This is a genomic window from Metabacillus litoralis (assembly GCF_007994985.1).
Classification (GTDB): domain Bacteria; phylum Bacillota; class Bacilli; order Bacillales; family Bacillaceae; genus Metabacillus; species Metabacillus litoralis.
Genome location: NZ_VOQF01000014.1, coordinates 93,865 through 109,687, shown reverse-complemented (window position 1 = coordinate 109,687; position 15,823 = coordinate 93,865). Strand labels below are relative to the sequence as shown.

General features: G+C 36.2%; 17 protein-coding genes. 4 read left to right on the top strand and 13 right to left on the bottom strand.

Going from position 1 to position 15,823, the window contains the following annotated elements; genetic code table 11:
* From FS935_RS19200 to FS935_RS23490, 6 genes are all read right to left on the bottom strand, one after another.
* Nucleotides 1-726 (bottom strand): NAD-dependent epimerase/dehydratase family protein (locus tag FS935_RS19200; protein ID WP_146950267.1); only part of this gene is annotated, 726 nt, incomplete at its 3' end.
* Between the two features lie 751 nt (nucleotides 727-1,477).
* Nucleotides 1,478-1,849: a hypothetical protein gene (locus FS935_RS19195; protein ID WP_146950266.1), complete on the bottom strand. Its 372-nt coding sequence runs from the start codon at nucleotides 1,847-1,849 to the stop codon at nucleotides 1,478-1,480.
* Nucleotides 1,850-1,977: 128 nt separating this feature from the next.
* Nucleotides 1,978-2,514 (bottom strand): transposase, encoded by a 537-nt coding sequence (locus FS935_RS19190; RefSeq protein ID WP_146950265.1) that lies wholly within the window; start codon nucleotides 2,512-2,514, stop codon nucleotides 1,978-1,980.
* A 262-nt stretch (nucleotides 2,515-2,776) separates the two neighbouring features.
* Entirely contained in the window at nucleotides 2,777-3,652 is an 876-nt protein-coding gene (locus FS935_RS19185) for an MORN repeat-containing protein (protein ID WP_146950264.1), read from the bottom strand.
* Between the two features lie 26 nt (nucleotides 3,653-3,678).
* A complete protein-coding gene (locus tag FS935_RS19180) occupies nucleotides 3,679-5,070 on the bottom strand; it encodes a hypothetical protein (protein WP_146950263.1) in 1,392 nt (463 codons plus the stop codon).
* A 575-nt stretch (nucleotides 5,071-5,645) separates the two neighbouring features.
* On the bottom strand, nucleotides 5,646-5,789 hold the full coding sequence (locus FS935_RS23490) for a YwzD family small protein (protein ID WP_500684374.1): 144 nt from the start codon (nucleotides 5,787-5,789) through the stop codon (nucleotides 5,646-5,648).
* Nucleotides 5,790-6,098: 309 nt separating this feature from the next.
* On the opposite strand from FS935_RS23490, the gene FS935_RS19175 reads away from it, so the two are divergent.
* The gene (locus tag FS935_RS19175; protein ID WP_158638659.1) at nucleotides 6,099-7,730 is read left to right on the top strand and encodes an SWIM zinc finger family protein; all 1,632 of its coding nucleotides are present in this window, start codon (nucleotides 6,099-6,101) and stop codon (nucleotides 7,728-7,730) included.
* Entirely contained in the window at nucleotides 7,723-10,488 is a 2,766-nt protein-coding gene (locus FS935_RS19170) for a DEAD/DEAH box helicase (protein ID WP_146950261.1), read from the top strand. The genes FS935_RS19175 and FS935_RS19170 overlap by 8 nt, the downstream gene beginning before the upstream one ends.
* 172 nt (nucleotides 10,489-10,660) lie before the next feature.
* Here the strand turns inward: FS935_RS19170 and FS935_RS19165 are convergent, their stop codons facing one another.
* From FS935_RS19165 to FS935_RS19155, 3 genes are all read right to left on the bottom strand, one after another.
* The gene (locus tag FS935_RS19165) at nucleotides 10,661-10,993 is read right to left on the bottom strand and encodes a hypothetical protein (RefSeq protein WP_158638658.1); all 333 of its coding nucleotides are present in this window, start codon (nucleotides 10,991-10,993) and stop codon (nucleotides 10,661-10,663) included.
* Between the two features lie 192 nt (nucleotides 10,994-11,185).
* Nucleotides 11,186-11,530 carry a single-stranded DNA-binding protein gene (locus FS935_RS19160; protein WP_146950259.1) on the bottom strand — a complete coding sequence of 115 codons (345 nt, stop codon included), beginning with the start codon at nucleotides 11,528-11,530 and terminating at the stop codon, nucleotides 11,186-11,188.
* A 173-nt stretch (nucleotides 11,531-11,703) separates the two neighbouring features.
* Nucleotides 11,704-12,114, bottom strand: coding sequence for a hypothetical protein (locus tag FS935_RS19155; RefSeq protein WP_146950258.1), 411 nt, complete (start codon nucleotides 12,112-12,114; stop codon nucleotides 11,704-11,706).
* Between the two features lie 283 nt (nucleotides 12,115-12,397).
* Between FS935_RS19155 and FS935_RS19150 the strand changes: the two genes are divergently transcribed.
* Entirely contained in the window at nucleotides 12,398-12,808 is a 411-nt protein-coding gene (locus FS935_RS19150) for a helix-turn-helix domain-containing protein (RefSeq protein WP_146950257.1), read from the top strand.
* A 57-nt stretch (nucleotides 12,809-12,865) separates the two neighbouring features.
* The gene (locus tag FS935_RS19145; RefSeq protein ID WP_146950256.1) at nucleotides 12,866-13,312 is read left to right on the top strand and encodes a YwpF family protein; all 447 of its coding nucleotides are present in this window, start codon (nucleotides 12,866-12,868) and stop codon (nucleotides 13,310-13,312) included.
* An 82-nt stretch (nucleotides 13,313-13,394) separates the two neighbouring features.
* Here the strand turns inward: FS935_RS19145 and cotJC are convergent, their stop codons facing one another.
* The 4 genes from cotJC to FS935_RS19125 all read right to left on the bottom strand — a co-directional run bounded on the left by cotJC (nucleotide 13,395) and on the right by FS935_RS19125 (nucleotide 15,809).
* Entirely contained in the window at nucleotides 13,395-13,964 is a 570-nt protein-coding gene (gene cotJC / locus FS935_RS19140; RefSeq protein ID WP_146950255.1) for a spore coat protein CotJC, read from the bottom strand.
* Nucleotides 13,965-14,017: 53 nt separating this feature from the next.
* Nucleotides 14,018-14,284 (bottom strand): spore coat protein CotJB, encoded by a 267-nt coding sequence (locus FS935_RS19135; RefSeq protein WP_439116678.1) that lies wholly within the window; start codon nucleotides 14,282-14,284, stop codon nucleotides 14,018-14,020.
* Between the two features lie 6 nt (nucleotides 14,285-14,290).
* Nucleotides 14,291-14,497, bottom strand: coding sequence for a spore coat associated protein CotJA (locus tag FS935_RS19130; RefSeq protein WP_146950269.1), 207 nt, complete (start codon nucleotides 14,495-14,497; stop codon nucleotides 14,291-14,293).
* 991 nt (nucleotides 14,498-15,488) lie between these two features.
* A complete protein-coding gene (locus FS935_RS19125) occupies nucleotides 15,489-15,809 on the bottom strand; it encodes a hypothetical protein (protein WP_146950253.1) in 321 nt (106 codons plus the stop codon).
* Between the last annotated feature and the right edge of the window lie 14 nt (nucleotides 15,810-15,823).

Below are 15,823 nucleotides of genomic sequence, written 5' to 3'. Positions count from 1 at the left end.
ATTAATACTCACTTCCGTACCAGTTGACAAATTATAGATGCCACTCAATTCACTACGAACTCCACGAAAAATCGCTTCGGCCACATCGCTTACATAAATAAAATCTCGTGTTTGTTCCCCATCACCATGAATGGTGATGGGTTCTTTTCGAAGTAATAAATTGGTAAATAAAGCGATAACACTACTTTCCTCGCTCAAATGCTGCCTAGGTCCATACACATTAGAAAAACGATAAATTAATGAAGAAACACCATACAGCTCATCCCATTTTTGACAATACTGCTCGCCTGTTAATTTGTTTAAGCCATAAGGAGAGATTGGGTTTCCTTTCTCTTCTTCTTGTAATGGTAAATTCTGATTATCTCCATAAACTGCTGCAGTTGAACAAAAAACAAACTTCTTTACACCATGTATTTTTGACAAATTCAACATATTAATTAGTCCGAGAATATTTGTGGATGAATCAGTGACAGGTTCATCGATTGATCGCTTCACATGCGTTTGTGCCGCACAATGAATCACAACATCTATACTGTGGGCCTTAAAAAACTTTTCACACTGTTCATCCTCGATGTCCATGATCAGTGACTTATGCCGAAAGTTAACATTCTCTTTTCTTCCAGTTGTTAAATTATCAATAATAAAAATCGAGTGATTTTCTTTATAAAACCTCTCTGCCACAAAGGAGCCAATAAATCCATAACCACCTGTGATCAAAATGTTCATATTTTATACCCCAATAATCTATTTTTAAGAAACCTCCGTTGAAGATCAAACAAACGATGCTAATATATGACAAATTATTTCAAAATGAGCCATTATTACCACCTAATACTAATGGATAAGCCACCTACTTACAATCACAAATACTCCCATGTGAATGACTATTTTTCTATGTGTTATTCTTGGATAATTTAGATATGGGGTGGGGGGTCTGTCCCCCATTAGAGTAAAGCGTACTTGATGTTGGCTTGGTGGGGTCTTGGTGGGGTCTTGGTGGGGTCTGTCCCCCAGTTGAGTGAAGCATCCATTGTTTTATATTATAAGTAGAGTTTAGCTTTATAAAAGAATTGTAGAATAACTTCGATGTTTTGAGAATCAAGTTGGGGTGTAGGTCAAAAGGAGGAAGGAGGGGGACGAAGGAGGGGGACTGTCCCTCAGTTTGGTAAAGCAGTAAAATTAAGCTTGAAATAATTCGCACCTATGATCAAAATTCGGAAAGTTTAGGGATGGGTTTGCTGTTTTAAGGATCTCTTAGCTTTCATTGCTTTAATTAGACACTATTACCTGTATAGATCAATTGTTTTTTTCTCTTTATTCTCCCATTAGAGCACAAAAAAGTACATCCTTCGAGTTAATTAGAATGCACTTCTTATGGTGAATTTTTTAGTATATAACGTAGATTGTGGTTAATGTCATATCTGTAGTTTATAGGTTCTGAGAAGGAAATATCTAGAAGGAAATTTGTGAAGGTCCTTTACAAATCAAATTGATGTTTCACTTTCGCAATTTCTCGTTCATTGCGAACAGTTTTTTCCCATGTATGTTCATGATCAGCGGCAAGTGAGTCCAATTTGCCGATAATTTCTTGGTGACTCTTTTCATTTTCAGCACGCATGAGCGCCATTTCTTCTCGGAGACTTGTTTGTTCTTGTTTCATTAATGTTTGTTCTTGTTTCATTAATGTCTGTTCTTTTTTCATTGATGAGATATCGTGTTTCATTGATGTTTGTTCTAGCTTCATCAACGTCTGTTCTTCTCTCATAGCTACTTGATCTTCATGGATTTTCCCTACCTTTTGGATCAGAGTTGCTAGCATTTCTTCAATACGGTTTATTTTTTCCTCCACTGCTTTCACCTCCTTCAACATATTTTACAGGTTTTTCATGGTAATGCCCAATGAAAATTGGTGGGAATGGAAAAACTGAGATTTGCCTGTCCCTCATTGCGTTAATAGGGTGAGGGACAGACAAGCAATTACTCCTTTTCAATAGTAAACTTCTTAAGATTTTCAATTTTTGGTTTCATAAAAAGTGAGAGTGTTTTGTTCTTTGAGATAAGTTCGTTTGGTGTGTTTGTGATGTAGGAGTTGTAACTACTCCACTTATAATCCTCGGGGTTTTTAGTGATGTTGGCTTCTACTGGATTCAAGTGAATATAACGAGTGGTGTTTAAGAATTTTGCTGCACTTTCTATAAGTGCTGATCCGTATCTACCTTGGAACACATGTCCTTCTAAGTTGTACTTTTTGTTAAAGTAAATGGCGTAACGGAAATTGATGTTTTTCATGATTAATCCGATGTGATGTTGATCTGTTTCGATGAGTAAGTGAGTGTGGTTTGTCATGAGGCAATAAGAGTGGAGGGTATAGGGATACAGCTTGCGGGTTTCTAGTAGGAGACTAAAGTACTTTTGCCGGTCGGCATCATCTAAGAATAGATCACCTCTTCGATTTCCTCTTGAAAATGTATGATAAATTGCACCTTTATACCATGGCCTGTGTTGTCTGGACATTATGACACACCTTTCGATTATATTTTTGTCAGTTATTATGTTTCGACATAGCTTGAGGGATTCCTGCTTTTTTGAGGGTGTTATTTTGGGGACTGTCCCTCAGATTGGTAGAGAGTTAAAGTCCTTATAATTCTACTTTTGAAGAATCAAATTTACATTAGCAGATTCGTTGATAAAGCATTATCTGCATATAAAGAAGAAAAGGTGCCTGACCCTCAGCGCTTTAAAGCGCTGAGGGTCAGGCACCTTTTTTTCCCTTTATTTACTCTACCAACTCATCCTCAACCCAATTTCCTTCCAACACTTCTCCGTCATTTAAAACAGCTTTACCGTATCCTTGTCGTTGCCAATCTTTGAATTCACCTTCGTATGTGTCACCGTTTGTTAATGTCGATTTACCTTTACCGTTAGGGGCATCATTTAGCCATTCACCTTCATATATGTTTCCAGCCCGGTCAATAAACTTTCCGTATCCCTCTCTATTACCGTCTTTCAATTCTCCTTCGTATTTCATCTCAACCCACAAGAATTTAATGGTCATAATTCCCTGACCATTTTCTAGATCATCCTTCCATTCTCCATCATATTTAATAGAAATCAGACCCATATCCTGAAGCTCCACTCCTTGGCCATTTCTTTCACCATTGATCCAATCACCTTCATAATAGGAAGAATTGTTAAATGATCTACCCTGCCCATGCATGAACCCATTTGAATACTCACCCTCATATGTTGCACTAGGAATTCGCTCATCAATCTCATCTGGTAGATTTATCGCCACAACAATAAGAAGTGAAAGGAATAGTACAAAAAGTACAGAATATTGTATTAAAATTCTTTTTCTAGTTCTATCTCCTATCAAAAAAACCTTCGTAGGCACAGCCATTCCTATAAAAAAAGAAATAATTATATAGATTCCGAGAATAATAACCAAAATCATGAAGAAGAAAATCCAACTAATCATAAAGCCTAACGCAAAAACTAAAGACCATAATAATATGTTTCCAAAATAAATCAATACCGTTTTTCTAGTTCTTTCGTCCTTTTTCTTCCAAAGTACGATCCACTTTGGTTTAATAACACCTATGATTAATAAGATAAAAGCTAGTAATGCTAGTAGCAGCAAAAATGATAGCATGATGTCCTCCTTGATGGTTTAGTATTTTAATAGAAATAATAAAGATAAATCGATTCCCCATTTGTTAGTGGCAGCAGTAAATCATAGCCCGCTAGAGTTTCATCAGGAAGTTCATACACTTCTTCTACCTGAACTGTATCTCCTGGCATGATCCCAACCGAAATAAAATCTCCACCATCTGTACTAATTGTTCCATCTACAGGCCAAATTGAATTTCCATTATTCTTTTTAAGCATAAAAGCACCGTTAGTAATTTCAAAAGGGTCCTCTCCTTGATTTGTTACTTGAAAGGTAATCACTGTTGTTTCATAGCCTAGAAACGATTCTTTTTTCGCTTTAAGATTTGTAAATGTTAGTCCTAATTCTGTATACACTGGGTCATCCACTTGTATATAGTCGGTATTTTTGGACGCTTGCTGCGCTTTTTCCTGATTACGCTGTTCATTTTCCCATGCTACTTCCATGACTTCAATTTGCTGCGCCCAGTACTTTGCTTCTTCTAGTCCTGGTGACAAATCTAATGCTTCTTCTACCTTTGCAAGGGCCTTAGCATAATTATGTTCATCAATATATTCTTCAGCTTTCTTCACTAAAGCAAGTGCCTTGTCTTTATTTTTCTTCTTTTTACTTGCTTGAGCTTGTTCCTTTATTTCTTTTTCATAATCTGACTTCAATTCATCGATACTACTTAAAAGCTTTTGGCTATCCTCATCTTTTGCATAAACTTTCTGTGCTTTTTCAAGTTGTTTCTTAGCTTCATCATATTTATGTTCTGAAATCAGCTTTTCCGCTTTTGCGGTTAGCTTTTTAGCCTCTTCCTTGGATTTGGCCTCTTTTTCAGCAGATGCTTGTTCTTTCTCTAATACTTTGTTTTCCTCAACTTGTGATAATAAGGCAGTTGCTTCTTTTAAGTTAGAATCAAGTGCTAATGCTTCTTCCAATTTTTCTTTTGCGTCATCGTACTTCTTTTCCTCTATAAGCTGATTTGCAGTCTTTAATAGTTGTTGAATTTCCTCTTGCTTCTTTGCCTTTTTTTCTGCCTTCAGTTTTTCTTTTTCATCTGCTTGTAACTTCTCAATTTCAGCCATCAAGCTAGAAGCACCCTCTAATTCTGGAACATAGCTTAATGCATCCTCTAGGTAATCTTTAGCTTCATCGAAATTCTTGTTCTCCAATTCAGCTTGAGCCGAAGCCATTAATTCCTCTGCTCTTTGTGCTTTTTGTTCAGGAGTGAGCTCTGGAATTGTGATAATAAATCCAATAAATAAAATCAGTGAGGACAAACCATACCAAGTCAGTACCTTTTTCCTCGATTTCTTCTCTCGATCACCCCAGCGAATCACAATACTTGGTTTAATCAACCCTATTAACAATGCTATTAGTGCAAGAAATGTTAGTAAAAAAAATACATACGGCATCTGAATTCTCCCTTTTCTATTGTTGTGATTAGTTGAGATTAATACTTTAGTAATTATATTGAATGATATTAGTCATAAAGACCTATTAATGCAATTGTATGTTAACTTTGAAAATAAAAACATGTTTTCGACAATACTAGACATATTTCGAGTGGTTGGGTTTATTTCTCTAAAAGAGGGGACTGTCCCTCAGCTTGATAAAGCATTAAAGACCTCTGGATCTTTATTTTGTCGAATTTTGAAGAATCGATGATAATTTCTGAAAATCGCTGATAAAATCAAATAATCGTTGATAAATCCTGAAAATAGTTGATAAATCGTCGAAATCGACGATAAATTTTAATGTGACCTAAATTTTTGATCAAGTAAGCTGATGAATGGAGTCCTTTTATTAAGAATTAGAAGTTTAATAGCTGTTGTTTATTCAAAGAGATTAAACTCTGCTAAAAAACTGCTAAAATAGCCCTAAAATTTATCAAAGCAATGATCAAATCATTGTTTCTTTCTCCCGTTAAAGCGCCGAGGGACTGACCCCAAAACAATCAAAAAAACTGAGCGCCAAAGGCGCTCAGTTTTTAAGATGCATATATTTTCTTCAATTGTGTAACAAGGTCTTCAACAAATTCTATCGTAGTAACGTCATTCGTTCTTTCGCCTTTATCATACGCGCTTAAGAGAATTTGTAGCAGCTCTTCTTGTTTCAGCTGATTTTCTTTCATATTCCACAAATATCCTTTCCGGTTTACATTTTCAGACAATATGGGACTATTATACTTGTATTCTGACAAGCTTGCAAGATGTTAATAATTGGTACTTGTGTACATTTTCCAACAATACAATGTTCGAAAGTAGCTTTCTTTTTATGTCCCCGATTCAATCTTGTACGAAACCTTTTTGATGAAGGCTTTTTGAGTTATAATGAAGAAATTAGGATTTTTAAATTATATTATATTTTTTACATATATTTTGTCTTGGAGCTATTTACACTTTTCAAGACGTTTGGCATGTATGAAAGGGGTCCATTACATATGCTTGGTCGAGAAATTAGTAAGGAACTTGTGCTTGGTGCCGGTGAACAATTGAAACAGCTGCTGTCTCCTCATAATGAAGAGGATCGAAATTTAATAAAAAAGGGGCTTATTTTATTTCGTCAAGGCAGTATTTATAATGTGAACACGACGACTCATACTGTTTCAGCAAAGGTACAGGATGTTACAAGTGTCCAGGTTGAGCTTGATTTAGATGATATTGTGATGAGCACGTGCACATGTCCTTATGAAGGGATATGTCGACATCGCATCGCTACTTTCCTTTATGTATATGCAAGTGTAGACAGAGTCGGTACATTTGTTGACCTTTGGAAGGAAGAAAAGTCAATAGATGATGTGCTTAGAAACGTTCGGAAAGCTAGCACATTTTTGAAGCCTGACAAAGATTATGAAGACTCCTCTCTTGCAAGCTGGATTGCTTTTTTCAATCGTGAGTATGATGAATGGCTTGAAAATGTACCATCACAAAATCAGCTGTTTCAAAGCTTATTTCTTCATTATTATTCTAATTTGAAAAAAAAGGCGCCAAAGTCTCCTGAGATGAAGCAATTTTTTATTGTGCAGGCTTCTGTTACGGTATTTTTAAAAATTCTACAGCTTATTAATGAGACGAAGCCAACTGACTATATGTTACAGCATATTATCTTCCCATATCTTGATCAGCTGATTGATAATGTTCAAAATGCCATTGCAGAAATGAAGCGCTACGCTTTGCCGTTTGCACTTGATCCGCTTTTAGTTGATAGTGTGGAACGCTTTAGAGAGCTGCTATTCACGAGTAAGCATTATCAATATGAACGAACGAGTTTATATCAATTATTATGGATCGAGCTTTTACGTCGCGATAAGTTTATCTCCATTGAGCGTGAGTGGCTTGAGGAAGAATTAGAGCAAATGGAAAAGACCAATGAATCTTATGCTGTTGAAATTGAGATTGCGTTAATGCATATGGATTTCCTTCAATCACGTGATGAAGATATTTTCCATTCTCTTGAAAGCGTGTCCGCTACTGCCCTGCCTTTAACCTTTAAATGGGTTGAAGATATTATGAAAAAGAAAAACTGGAAACGACTTTCAGGTTGGGTTTCTTATATGCTAAATAATGCAACAGAATACATAAATAGCTCGATTCCTTTTGAGGAAAAACGTTATACGGTGCGTTATATGATGAAGCTAATTCAACAATATGCATCGGCTACAAAAGAAGATCAGCTATATGAAAAGGCCTGTCGTAAAATGCTGCCTTTAACATATGCAGAATATCATGATTTATTACTAGATAAGCAGCAGTATAAAACCTGGGTTGAACTGCAAACATTACTTGGCTTTACAATTGATGAAATGGATTCCTACCTTTTAAAAGAAATTGAGAAAAGTGAGCCAGGTATTCTTGTTCCGCTTTATGTAAAATCTGTTCAAGATCAAATTGCGCTGAAAACGCGAGAAAATTATAAAATGGCTGTTCGGTATTTAAAACGAATTAAAGCACAATACAAAAAGCTCAAGCGTGAGGAAGTATGGGAAAATTATATTAACCAGCTGGCAATAGAGCATAAGCGATTACGTGCTTTTAAAGAAGAGTTAAAGAAAGGGAAGCTGATTCATGATTAATACAGTCAACATCATTGTTCATGCTGAAAAAATCGAGAACAATCATTTTTATGTCTACTGTACATCAACACATGATGATACACCGCTTGGAATTGATGAATTTAAACGCTACCTTTTCACATGGCATGAATCATCTTTTTTCGGAACAAAGCTAGAGGATATTAGTTATATCGGCATCCCCGCTGTTCAGCTAACACCCTGGATGATGGTTGAGCTGCTTGGAAAAGAAACCTACAATTCACTTGCGACTATCTCTTTTTCTGAGGATACAGAAAAATTAGCTAATGATGCTCACATCATCTATGAAACGATTAGCAATGGTGACTATTTGCCTAATTTCGAAGGCTGGAAGCAAGGTGTTACCCGCTTTAAAGATGCTAAAGGTGAATTAAGTGGTTTTGCGCTAGAATGGTTTTCAGCTAGTATGAATGATCTGATTGAAAATGATACAATCCTTCATGATGCTTGGCTTGATATCGTAAACGCGTATCCTGTGTTAACAAGTTATCGTGGTCATTTTATTGATGAAACAGACTTTCTTGAGAAAATCGGCTGGCATAAAGATGATACGCCATTTACCGTTGGATTACGTTTAAATGAACCAGAATTAGATGGTGAGGATTGGCAGCTTGAGATCCTACTTCGAAGTAAGGAAAACGAAGATGAAATTTTCCACTTTCAAGGTACAGAGAATCTTCCGAAGAAATGGCGTCCCTTCACTGATAAAATTGAACGTGAACAAGACCGGTTTGCAAATGTTGTACCATGGCTAAGCTTTCAAACTGGCACAACCTATATTACGGAAGATCAAGCGTGGTTATTTTTAACAGAAGCTAGTGAAACCCTAATTAATATGGGCATTGAAATTCTGCTTCCTTCTTGGTGGCAGGTTGTGAAAGAATCACAGCTTATGCTAAAAGCAAAGGTGTCGTCTTCACCACGAGGACAGTCTTTTGTTGGGATGAACTCTCTTATTGATTTTAACTGGCGATTTGCGACAAATGGTGTGGAAATGAGTGAAGAAGAATTTACTCAGCTTGTTTCACAGCAGCGTCGCCTTGTGAATTTTAGAGGTCAGTGGATTAAGTTAGATCCAGCTTTCATTAAGCAGGTTCAAGCGATTTTGAAAAAAGCCGATCGCGAAGGCTTGCATTTATCAGATATATTACATCAAGAGCTTAACGCAAAAGACATTGATGAAGATCAAAACGAAGTTCTAGATGCACGAGCATTTGCTAATATTCAAATTGAGCTAAATCAACAAATGAAAGGCATGCTCCGTAAGCTATCTGATACAAGTGAGCTGCCATCACATGAAATTCCAAAGGATTTTCTTGGAACACTACGTCCTTATCAGCAAAATGGTGTTGATTGGCTGTTATTTTTACGAAGTGTATCGTTTGGTGCTTGTTTAGCAGATGATATGGGATTAGGGAAAACGATACAGATGATCGCTTATTTTTCTTATGTGAAGGAAAAAGAAAAGCCTAAAACACCATCACTAATTATTGCTCCAACATCTGTGCTTGGAAACTGGCAGAAGGAATTTGAAAAGTTTGCGCCACATTTAAGCGTAAAGCTTCATTATGGAGCAAATCGAGCGAAGGCTGAAAAGTTTGATTCCTCGATCGCAGATTATGATGTTGTGTTAACGTCATATGGTTTATCACATGCTGATTTTGATGAAATGTCGAACATTACCTGGAGTACGGTTTGTCTTGATGAAGCACAAAATATAAAAAATGCCCACACAAAGCAGTCTCGCGCAATCCGAAAGCTTCGTGGTCAGCATCATATAGCATTAACAGGAACACCGATGGAAAACCGCTTAACAGAGCTATGGTCGATTTATGACTTTTTAAATCACGGATATTTAGGCAGCTTACATAGCTTTCATAAGCGCTATGTGCTTCCAATTGAAAAGGATCGAGATCTTGAGCAAATTGAACAGCTTCAGCGTTATATTAAGCCATTTTTACTTCGAAGAACAAAGCGTGATGAACAGGTTGCCTTAAATCTACCTGAAAAACAGGAGCAAAAAGAGTATGTTCCATTATCAATAGAACAAGCTTCACTTTACGAGCAGCTTGTTAAAGATACATTTGATCAAGTTAATTCATTAGCAGGAATGCAGCGTAAAGCGCTGATTTTAAAAATGCTAGGAAAGCTCAAGCAAATTTGTAATCATCCTGCCCTTTATTTAAAAGAAGTGCAGCCAAAACAGCTATTAACTCGCTCACATAAAATCGAAAAGCTGATCGAACTCACAACATCGATCCGCGAGCAGCAGGAAAGCTGTCTGATTTTCACTCAATACATTGGTATGGGTGATATGATGAAAAACTTGCTAGAAAAAGAGCTAGGAGATAAGGTATTATTCTTAAACGGAAGTTTGATGAAAAACGAACGAGATCGTATGGTCGAATCTTTCCAAAACAAAGAATATCCAATCTTAATTCTTTCACTAAAAGCTGGAGGAACTGGCCTTAACTTAACAGCTGCCAATCATGTGATTCACTATGATCGCTGGTGGAATCCTGCCGTTGAAAATCAAGCAACAGACCGGGCCTACCGAATCGGTCAAGAACGATTTGTTCATGTTCACAAACTAATCACAACAGGAACAATCGAAGAAAAAATTGACGAAATGCTCGAAAAAAAGCAATCACTTAACGATGAAATCATCCAAAGTGAAAACTGGATCACAGAGCTTTCATCAGATGAGCTTGAAGAACTCTTTTCATTATCGATGAGTTAAAAATATCAACAGAGGGGTTATTTCATAGTGGCAAAGCAAAAAGCGAAGAAACCGGAAGAAAAAAAAGCACCACAATGGGAGAAGCTTGTTAAATTAATTGAAAAAAAGGTTCAGAAGTAAAAGCAGCGCGGCAGTCATTTGACTGTCGTTTTTTTATTGTGGAATGTGCGGCTTATACTTCTAGTCTTTTTTCGATATTATTTAGCTTTGTGTCGTGGATACCTGTTTTGCTGCTTAGGTAGTCTATGTCTATACTTAACTTGTTTATATTTTTATGAAAGGACTCTCTTTGTTGTTCTAGTGTATTTTCTAATTTGATGAAATGGTTGCGGAATTCAGAGGATTGGTTTTCATTTGTTGTAGCAAGATGTTGTTGGTTGTTTTCAAGATTCGAAATATTTTTCTTCAATTCTGAAATATCATTGGATAGAGATTCAATCTTTTCTTCAATAGTCATAAATTTACTATCAATTGATTTCATAAATTTGTTTAATAACTCTTCCAATTGTTTCACCTCCTATTAGTGTTATCATATCATTTTTTCTAGGTTAAAATTGTAAGTTTTTTGTAAAAATTGTTTAATCCTGCAATAAAAAATCGGCTGATTATTTTAATAAATAACCAGCCACATGCAAAGAGGAGTTTAGGGGAAACTATTGATTCTTTATGCTACAGACACTTGTGAGGATACTACAAATTATTCTTGTTCAACTAATTCTCGAGGCTTGCTGCTCATGAAGCGAACAGAGTCAGCCACTACTTCTGTTACGTACACTCTGGTTCCTTCCGCATTATCATAGCTTCTTGTTTGGAGCCTTCCAGAAACACCAACAACTGATCCTTTTCGGCAATAATTTGCTGTGTTTTCTGCTGTTCGTCTCCAAACTGTACAGTTCACAAAATCAGTTTCAATTTCTCCTGCTGAATTTTTAAAATTACGACTGACAGCAAGTGTAATATTGGCAACAGGTGCACCATCTGCTGTATAGCGAATTTCAGGGTCTTTTGTAAGCCTTCCTACCAAAATAATTTGATTGATCACTGCATTCCTCCTTTCTTTTCGTGTACATTCGTATTGTAATAGATGTTGCGAAATTGGAAAAATGAGTAAAAAATAATTATCCGGGCTGATTTTGCTTTGAAATGATATTATTACCTTAAGATTTCGTTTTTTACTACTAGCAAATTCTATTTTGCGACAGAATTCTGTTATTTTCAGCGTTTCTTTTCTGAGAAATCTGGAAGGTGCTGCTGTGAGTTTATTACATATGAAAAGTGCTTTTCTCCAGTGAAGTTTAGATTATGTAGAATGCTTTGAATCGGGTAAGATGAAAAGGTTTCATCATCAAGAGGTACTTGTTTGAAGTGATGTTGTAGATGATCCCATTCGAAATATGTAATGGATAGGTTTTTTTGTTTTAATTGAAAGGTTATACGCAAGATATTGTTTTTATCAAAAGTTTCATATTGAATTTCAACTGTAGCATTCAAGAGAATTCTATAATTGTAGTATAATGTATCTGCTAATGTTCTCTCTGCTAATCGTAAAATCACTTCTTTTTTGTTTCTTCTTTTTGATAAAGTATGCTGATCAGATTTAATTGATTTGAGTTTAAAAGGAATCATTTCATATGACCTCTTTTCCAATTTTATACTGTAATTATATTCCATAACATATTTTAGCTAAAAATTTAGTTAATCTAAAATTCGGCTAAATTTGACAATATAATGGTAAATTAGTCGTTTATCTCACTCATACGTCAATTATTTCACTTTTTCTCGATATAGGTCGAATTATCTATTACGGTACAATATTCGAACAATTGTTAGAATGATCTGAATTTGCACATTAGCAAATATAACACTACATTACGATAAAAGAAGCACGAAGAGGGGATTTGTTGATTCGATGAGAGAGGTAGAAAAATTTCAAATGAACCTTAAATACTATCGAGAAAAAAATGGCTGGTCACAGCAGCAACTTGCTGAAATAATCAATGTGTCACGACCAGTTATCACCCGTCTTGAAACAGGTGAACAAGTGCCTGACTTAACCTACTTGCTTTCGTTAAGTAATGCCTTACATGTGAGCATAGATCATTTAATTGGTCGAGATCAACCACCAAATGAGTTGCTATATGAGGTATATGGAAACTATCATACAGAGCAACAATTGTCTCATATTATCGATTATTTAAAAAAACAGCCTAAAATGGTTGCGATTTTGAATCAGTTATTACTAGTTAAAACGAAGGATCGCAAAATTATTGAAGATATGCTAACGACAATTATTGAAAAATCGATAAAAATTTCAGAGTAATTTGTTGTTCATTTTCATATGTTATACTAAAGAAAATGAGCGAATGAGGGTGATGCTATGAAAACATTTAAGCTTGTTAATTTAATGATGGGACAAGAAGGTGTTAGCAAGGATGAAGTTAGTCCAAAAGAAATACCTTTAGAGGATGGTCTTGTTTTGAATAGAGAAGATGGAGAAAATTCTTGGTTAATTGAAGCACTCGTTCCAAAGAAATTTGACTCGTATTTTCAAAAGCTTCTAGAAGCTGAAACAAAGGAAAAAGTGTATGTCACAATTTCTAAAAAAACAAATACACCCGCTCAAATTCTTGCACGGGTTAAAACAATCGTCCCACTTGACGATCATATATCCGTCTTACTAGATGGTCGCCTATTAACATCAAAACCAATTCACGATCCAGAAGAATTGCTGCAATCATTGATGGATCAGGGTTTAACAGGTGAGGCACTGATGAAGGAATTCAAGCTTAACATTAATCAACGTAAAGAAACGACGAAATTATAGAAATTAGGGACTGCACTTGTATAGAGTGTAGTTTTTTTTGTATAAAAAAGAAAAGCCCGGAATGCTTTCCGGACCACAATAGTTAAAAAATCTTCTGACGATCACGCTCATCCTTCAGAATTTCAACCGCTTCTCTAAAACGCTGTGAATGGACAATCTCACGTTCTCTTAAAAAAGCTAAACTATCATTCAAGTCAGGATCATCTGACATATTGATAATCCATTGATAAGTGGCTCTGGCTTTTTCTTCTGCGGCAATATCTTCATATAAATCCGCAATAGGATCACCTTTCGCTTGAATATATGTTGCCGTAAAAGGTGCACCCGCTGCATTGTGATAAAACAATGCTGAATCATGATTAACATAATGTGGTGCAAGACCTGCAGCTTTAAGCTGTTCTGGTGTTGCATCTTTTGTGAGCTTATAAATCATCGTTGCGATCATTTCTAAATGAGCAAATTCCTCTGTACCAATATCATTTAATAACCCAACCACTTTATCTGGGATGGTGTATCGTTGATTGAGGTATCGTAGAGCAGCCGCAAGCTCACCATCCGCTCCACCATATTGTTCAATTAAATATTTCGCCAACGTTGGATTACATGTGCTTACCTTTACAGGATATTGAAGCTTTTTTTCATATACCCACACTTATATCGATCTCCCCTCATATGTAGTTGGTCGGAATAGTTCCCGACCCTTTTCTATACTTGCCAAGGCCAAGGTGCAGTTCCCCAAGACCAATTCGCATCCGCAAAACTTCCCCCATATTGCTGCAGCATACCAAATTTCGATTCAAAAACCTGTTTTAGCTGTTTGCTTTGTGCAGCAGCTTGATTAAATTGCTGCAGCGCTAGCATATCGTTCGGGTGTGTATCTAAGTAAAGTGTTAATTCGACTAACACAAAATCAATTGCCTGAATTTCCCCCAACAGCTGGTAATACTCATTTGGCAGTTGCTTACCACTCAAGATTACCTACCCCCTTTTTGCTTCATAAGGATTTTTGTATGGATCATATAACGCCGGCCAAAGTGTTCCCTTTTTTAACGCAACCTTCGGAGAATATTGCTGTAGGTTAGGTGGTTGAAACCCCATATACAAATGAGGTGGAGTTGAATAAAACTTCACACCAATGGGTGGACACGGATCAAATCGACTATGAAACGGTTGATAAGTCTTCATATACGTAAGCTGCTGCTCATACGGAGCATTCACATTTTTCACCATTAACACCTCGATTTTTTGAGATCATGAGCACTAGCATTTTAAGTACTCTCTTACATCCTATTCGGGGTAGAAACTCTAATATGTATGTTTTTTTTGGAAAATGCATGAGGGAGTGGGGAATTGACTTGGGGTCAGACCCCAAATTGTTCTTCTCTCTTGTAAAATATTACAATCTACGTTATTTCTATGGAAAATGTATTGAAATGAAGGTAGAAATTTTGATTCTCACACTAAGAGACTTCTAAAATAGCTAACTTTTATTTAAATTTGTGCGCAATGCTAGTGAATTTCCCTCCAACTTTTAATTTATCGTCGATTCTTCAAAATTCGACAAATTAGCACTTCTCTATTCAATGGTCCTTTAGCACGCTGAGGGACAGTCCCCACAACCCAAAAAAGACCAACACAATGTTAGCCTTTCTCCTAAAAAACTTACTGGTTATTTTCCTCATCATCAACGTCGCCATTTTCTTCTGTTGAGTCTGTGCCAGTGCCTTCTTCCACATTTTCAGCACTTTCTTCTAGTGAGGAGTTGATTTGGGCTCGTACTACTTGGGGTCAGACCTCAACTTGTTCCTCTTTCTAAAAAATTATCCAAATCTAATTTGTTTTACGGGAAATGTACTGAAATGGAGGTAAAAATTTTGATTCACACACTAAGAGACTACTAAAATAGCTAATTTTTATTTAAATTTGTACGCAATCTAGTGAATTTCCCTCCAACTTTTAATTTATCGTCGATTATTGAGATTTATCGGCGATTCCGACTATTTATCAACGATTTTTAAGATTTATCGTCGATTATGCGAATTTATCTTCGATTCTTCAAAATTCGACAAATTAGCACTTCTCTATTCAATGGTCCTTTAGCACGCTGAGGGACAGTCCCCCAAAACCACACCCATACCAAAAAAGGCCAACAAAATGTTAGCCTTTCTCCCCAAACTTATTGGTTATTTTCCTCATCATCAACGTCGCCATTTTCTTCTGTTAAATCAGTGCCAGTGCCTTCTTCAACATTTTCAGCACCTTCTTCTAGCATGTCACCTGTTTCATCCATGCCTTCTTCAACGTTTTCTCCGCCTTCTTCTAGCATGTCTTCACCTTCATTCATGCCTTCTTCCATTTCTTGCTCTAATTCTTCACCTGGAGTTTCCTCCATCGTATCTTCTGGTGGTGCTGGGTCTTGATCATCCGCAGCACAACCAGTTACGATCATAGCTGCAAGTAGAGAACCTGATAAAGTTAAAAACCACTTTTTGCTCATAATTATTGCTCCTT

Excerpts from the sequence above, each read along its gene's own strand:
- FS935_RS19190 (WP_146950265.1), bottom strand. The coding sequence starts at position 2,514 with ATGTCCAGACAACACAGGCCATGGTATAAAGGTGCAATTTATCATACA.
- FS935_RS19185 (WP_146950264.1), bottom strand. The coding sequence starts at position 3,652 with ATGCTATCATTTTTGCTGCTACTAGCATTACTAGCTTTTATCTTATTA.
- FS935_RS19180 (WP_146950263.1), bottom strand. The coding sequence starts at position 5,070 with ATGCCGTATGTATTTTTTTTACTAACATTTCTTGCACTAATAGCATTG.
- FS935_RS23490 (WP_500684374.1), bottom strand. The coding sequence starts at position 5,789 with ATGAAAGAAAATCAGCTGAAACAAGAAGAGCTGCTACAAATTCTCTTA.
- FS935_RS19175 (WP_158638659.1), top strand. The coding sequence starts at position 6,099 with ATGCTTGGTCGAGAAATTAGTAAGGAACTTGTGCTTGGTGCCGGTGAA.
- FS935_RS19170 (WP_146950261.1), top strand. The coding sequence starts at position 7,723 with ATGATTAATACAGTCAACATCATTGTTCATGCTGAAAAAATCGAGAAC.
- FS935_RS19155 (WP_146950258.1), bottom strand. The coding sequence starts at position 12,114 with ATGATTCCTTTTAAACTCAAATCAATTAAATCTGATCAGCATACTTTA.
- FS935_RS19150 (WP_146950257.1), top strand. The coding sequence starts at position 12,398 with ATGAGAGAGGTAGAAAAATTTCAAATGAACCTTAAATACTATCGAGAA.
- FS935_RS19145 (WP_146950256.1), top strand. The coding sequence starts at position 12,866 with ATGAAAACATTTAAGCTTGTTAATTTAATGATGGGACAAGAAGGTGTT.
- FS935_RS19130 (WP_146950269.1), bottom strand. The coding sequence starts at position 14,497 with ATGAAGACTTATCAACCGTTTCATAGTCGATTTGATCCGTGTCCACCC.
- FS935_RS19125 (WP_146950253.1), bottom strand. The coding sequence starts at position 15,809 with ATGAGCAAAAAGTGGTTTTTAACTTTATCAGGTTCTCTACTTGCAGCT.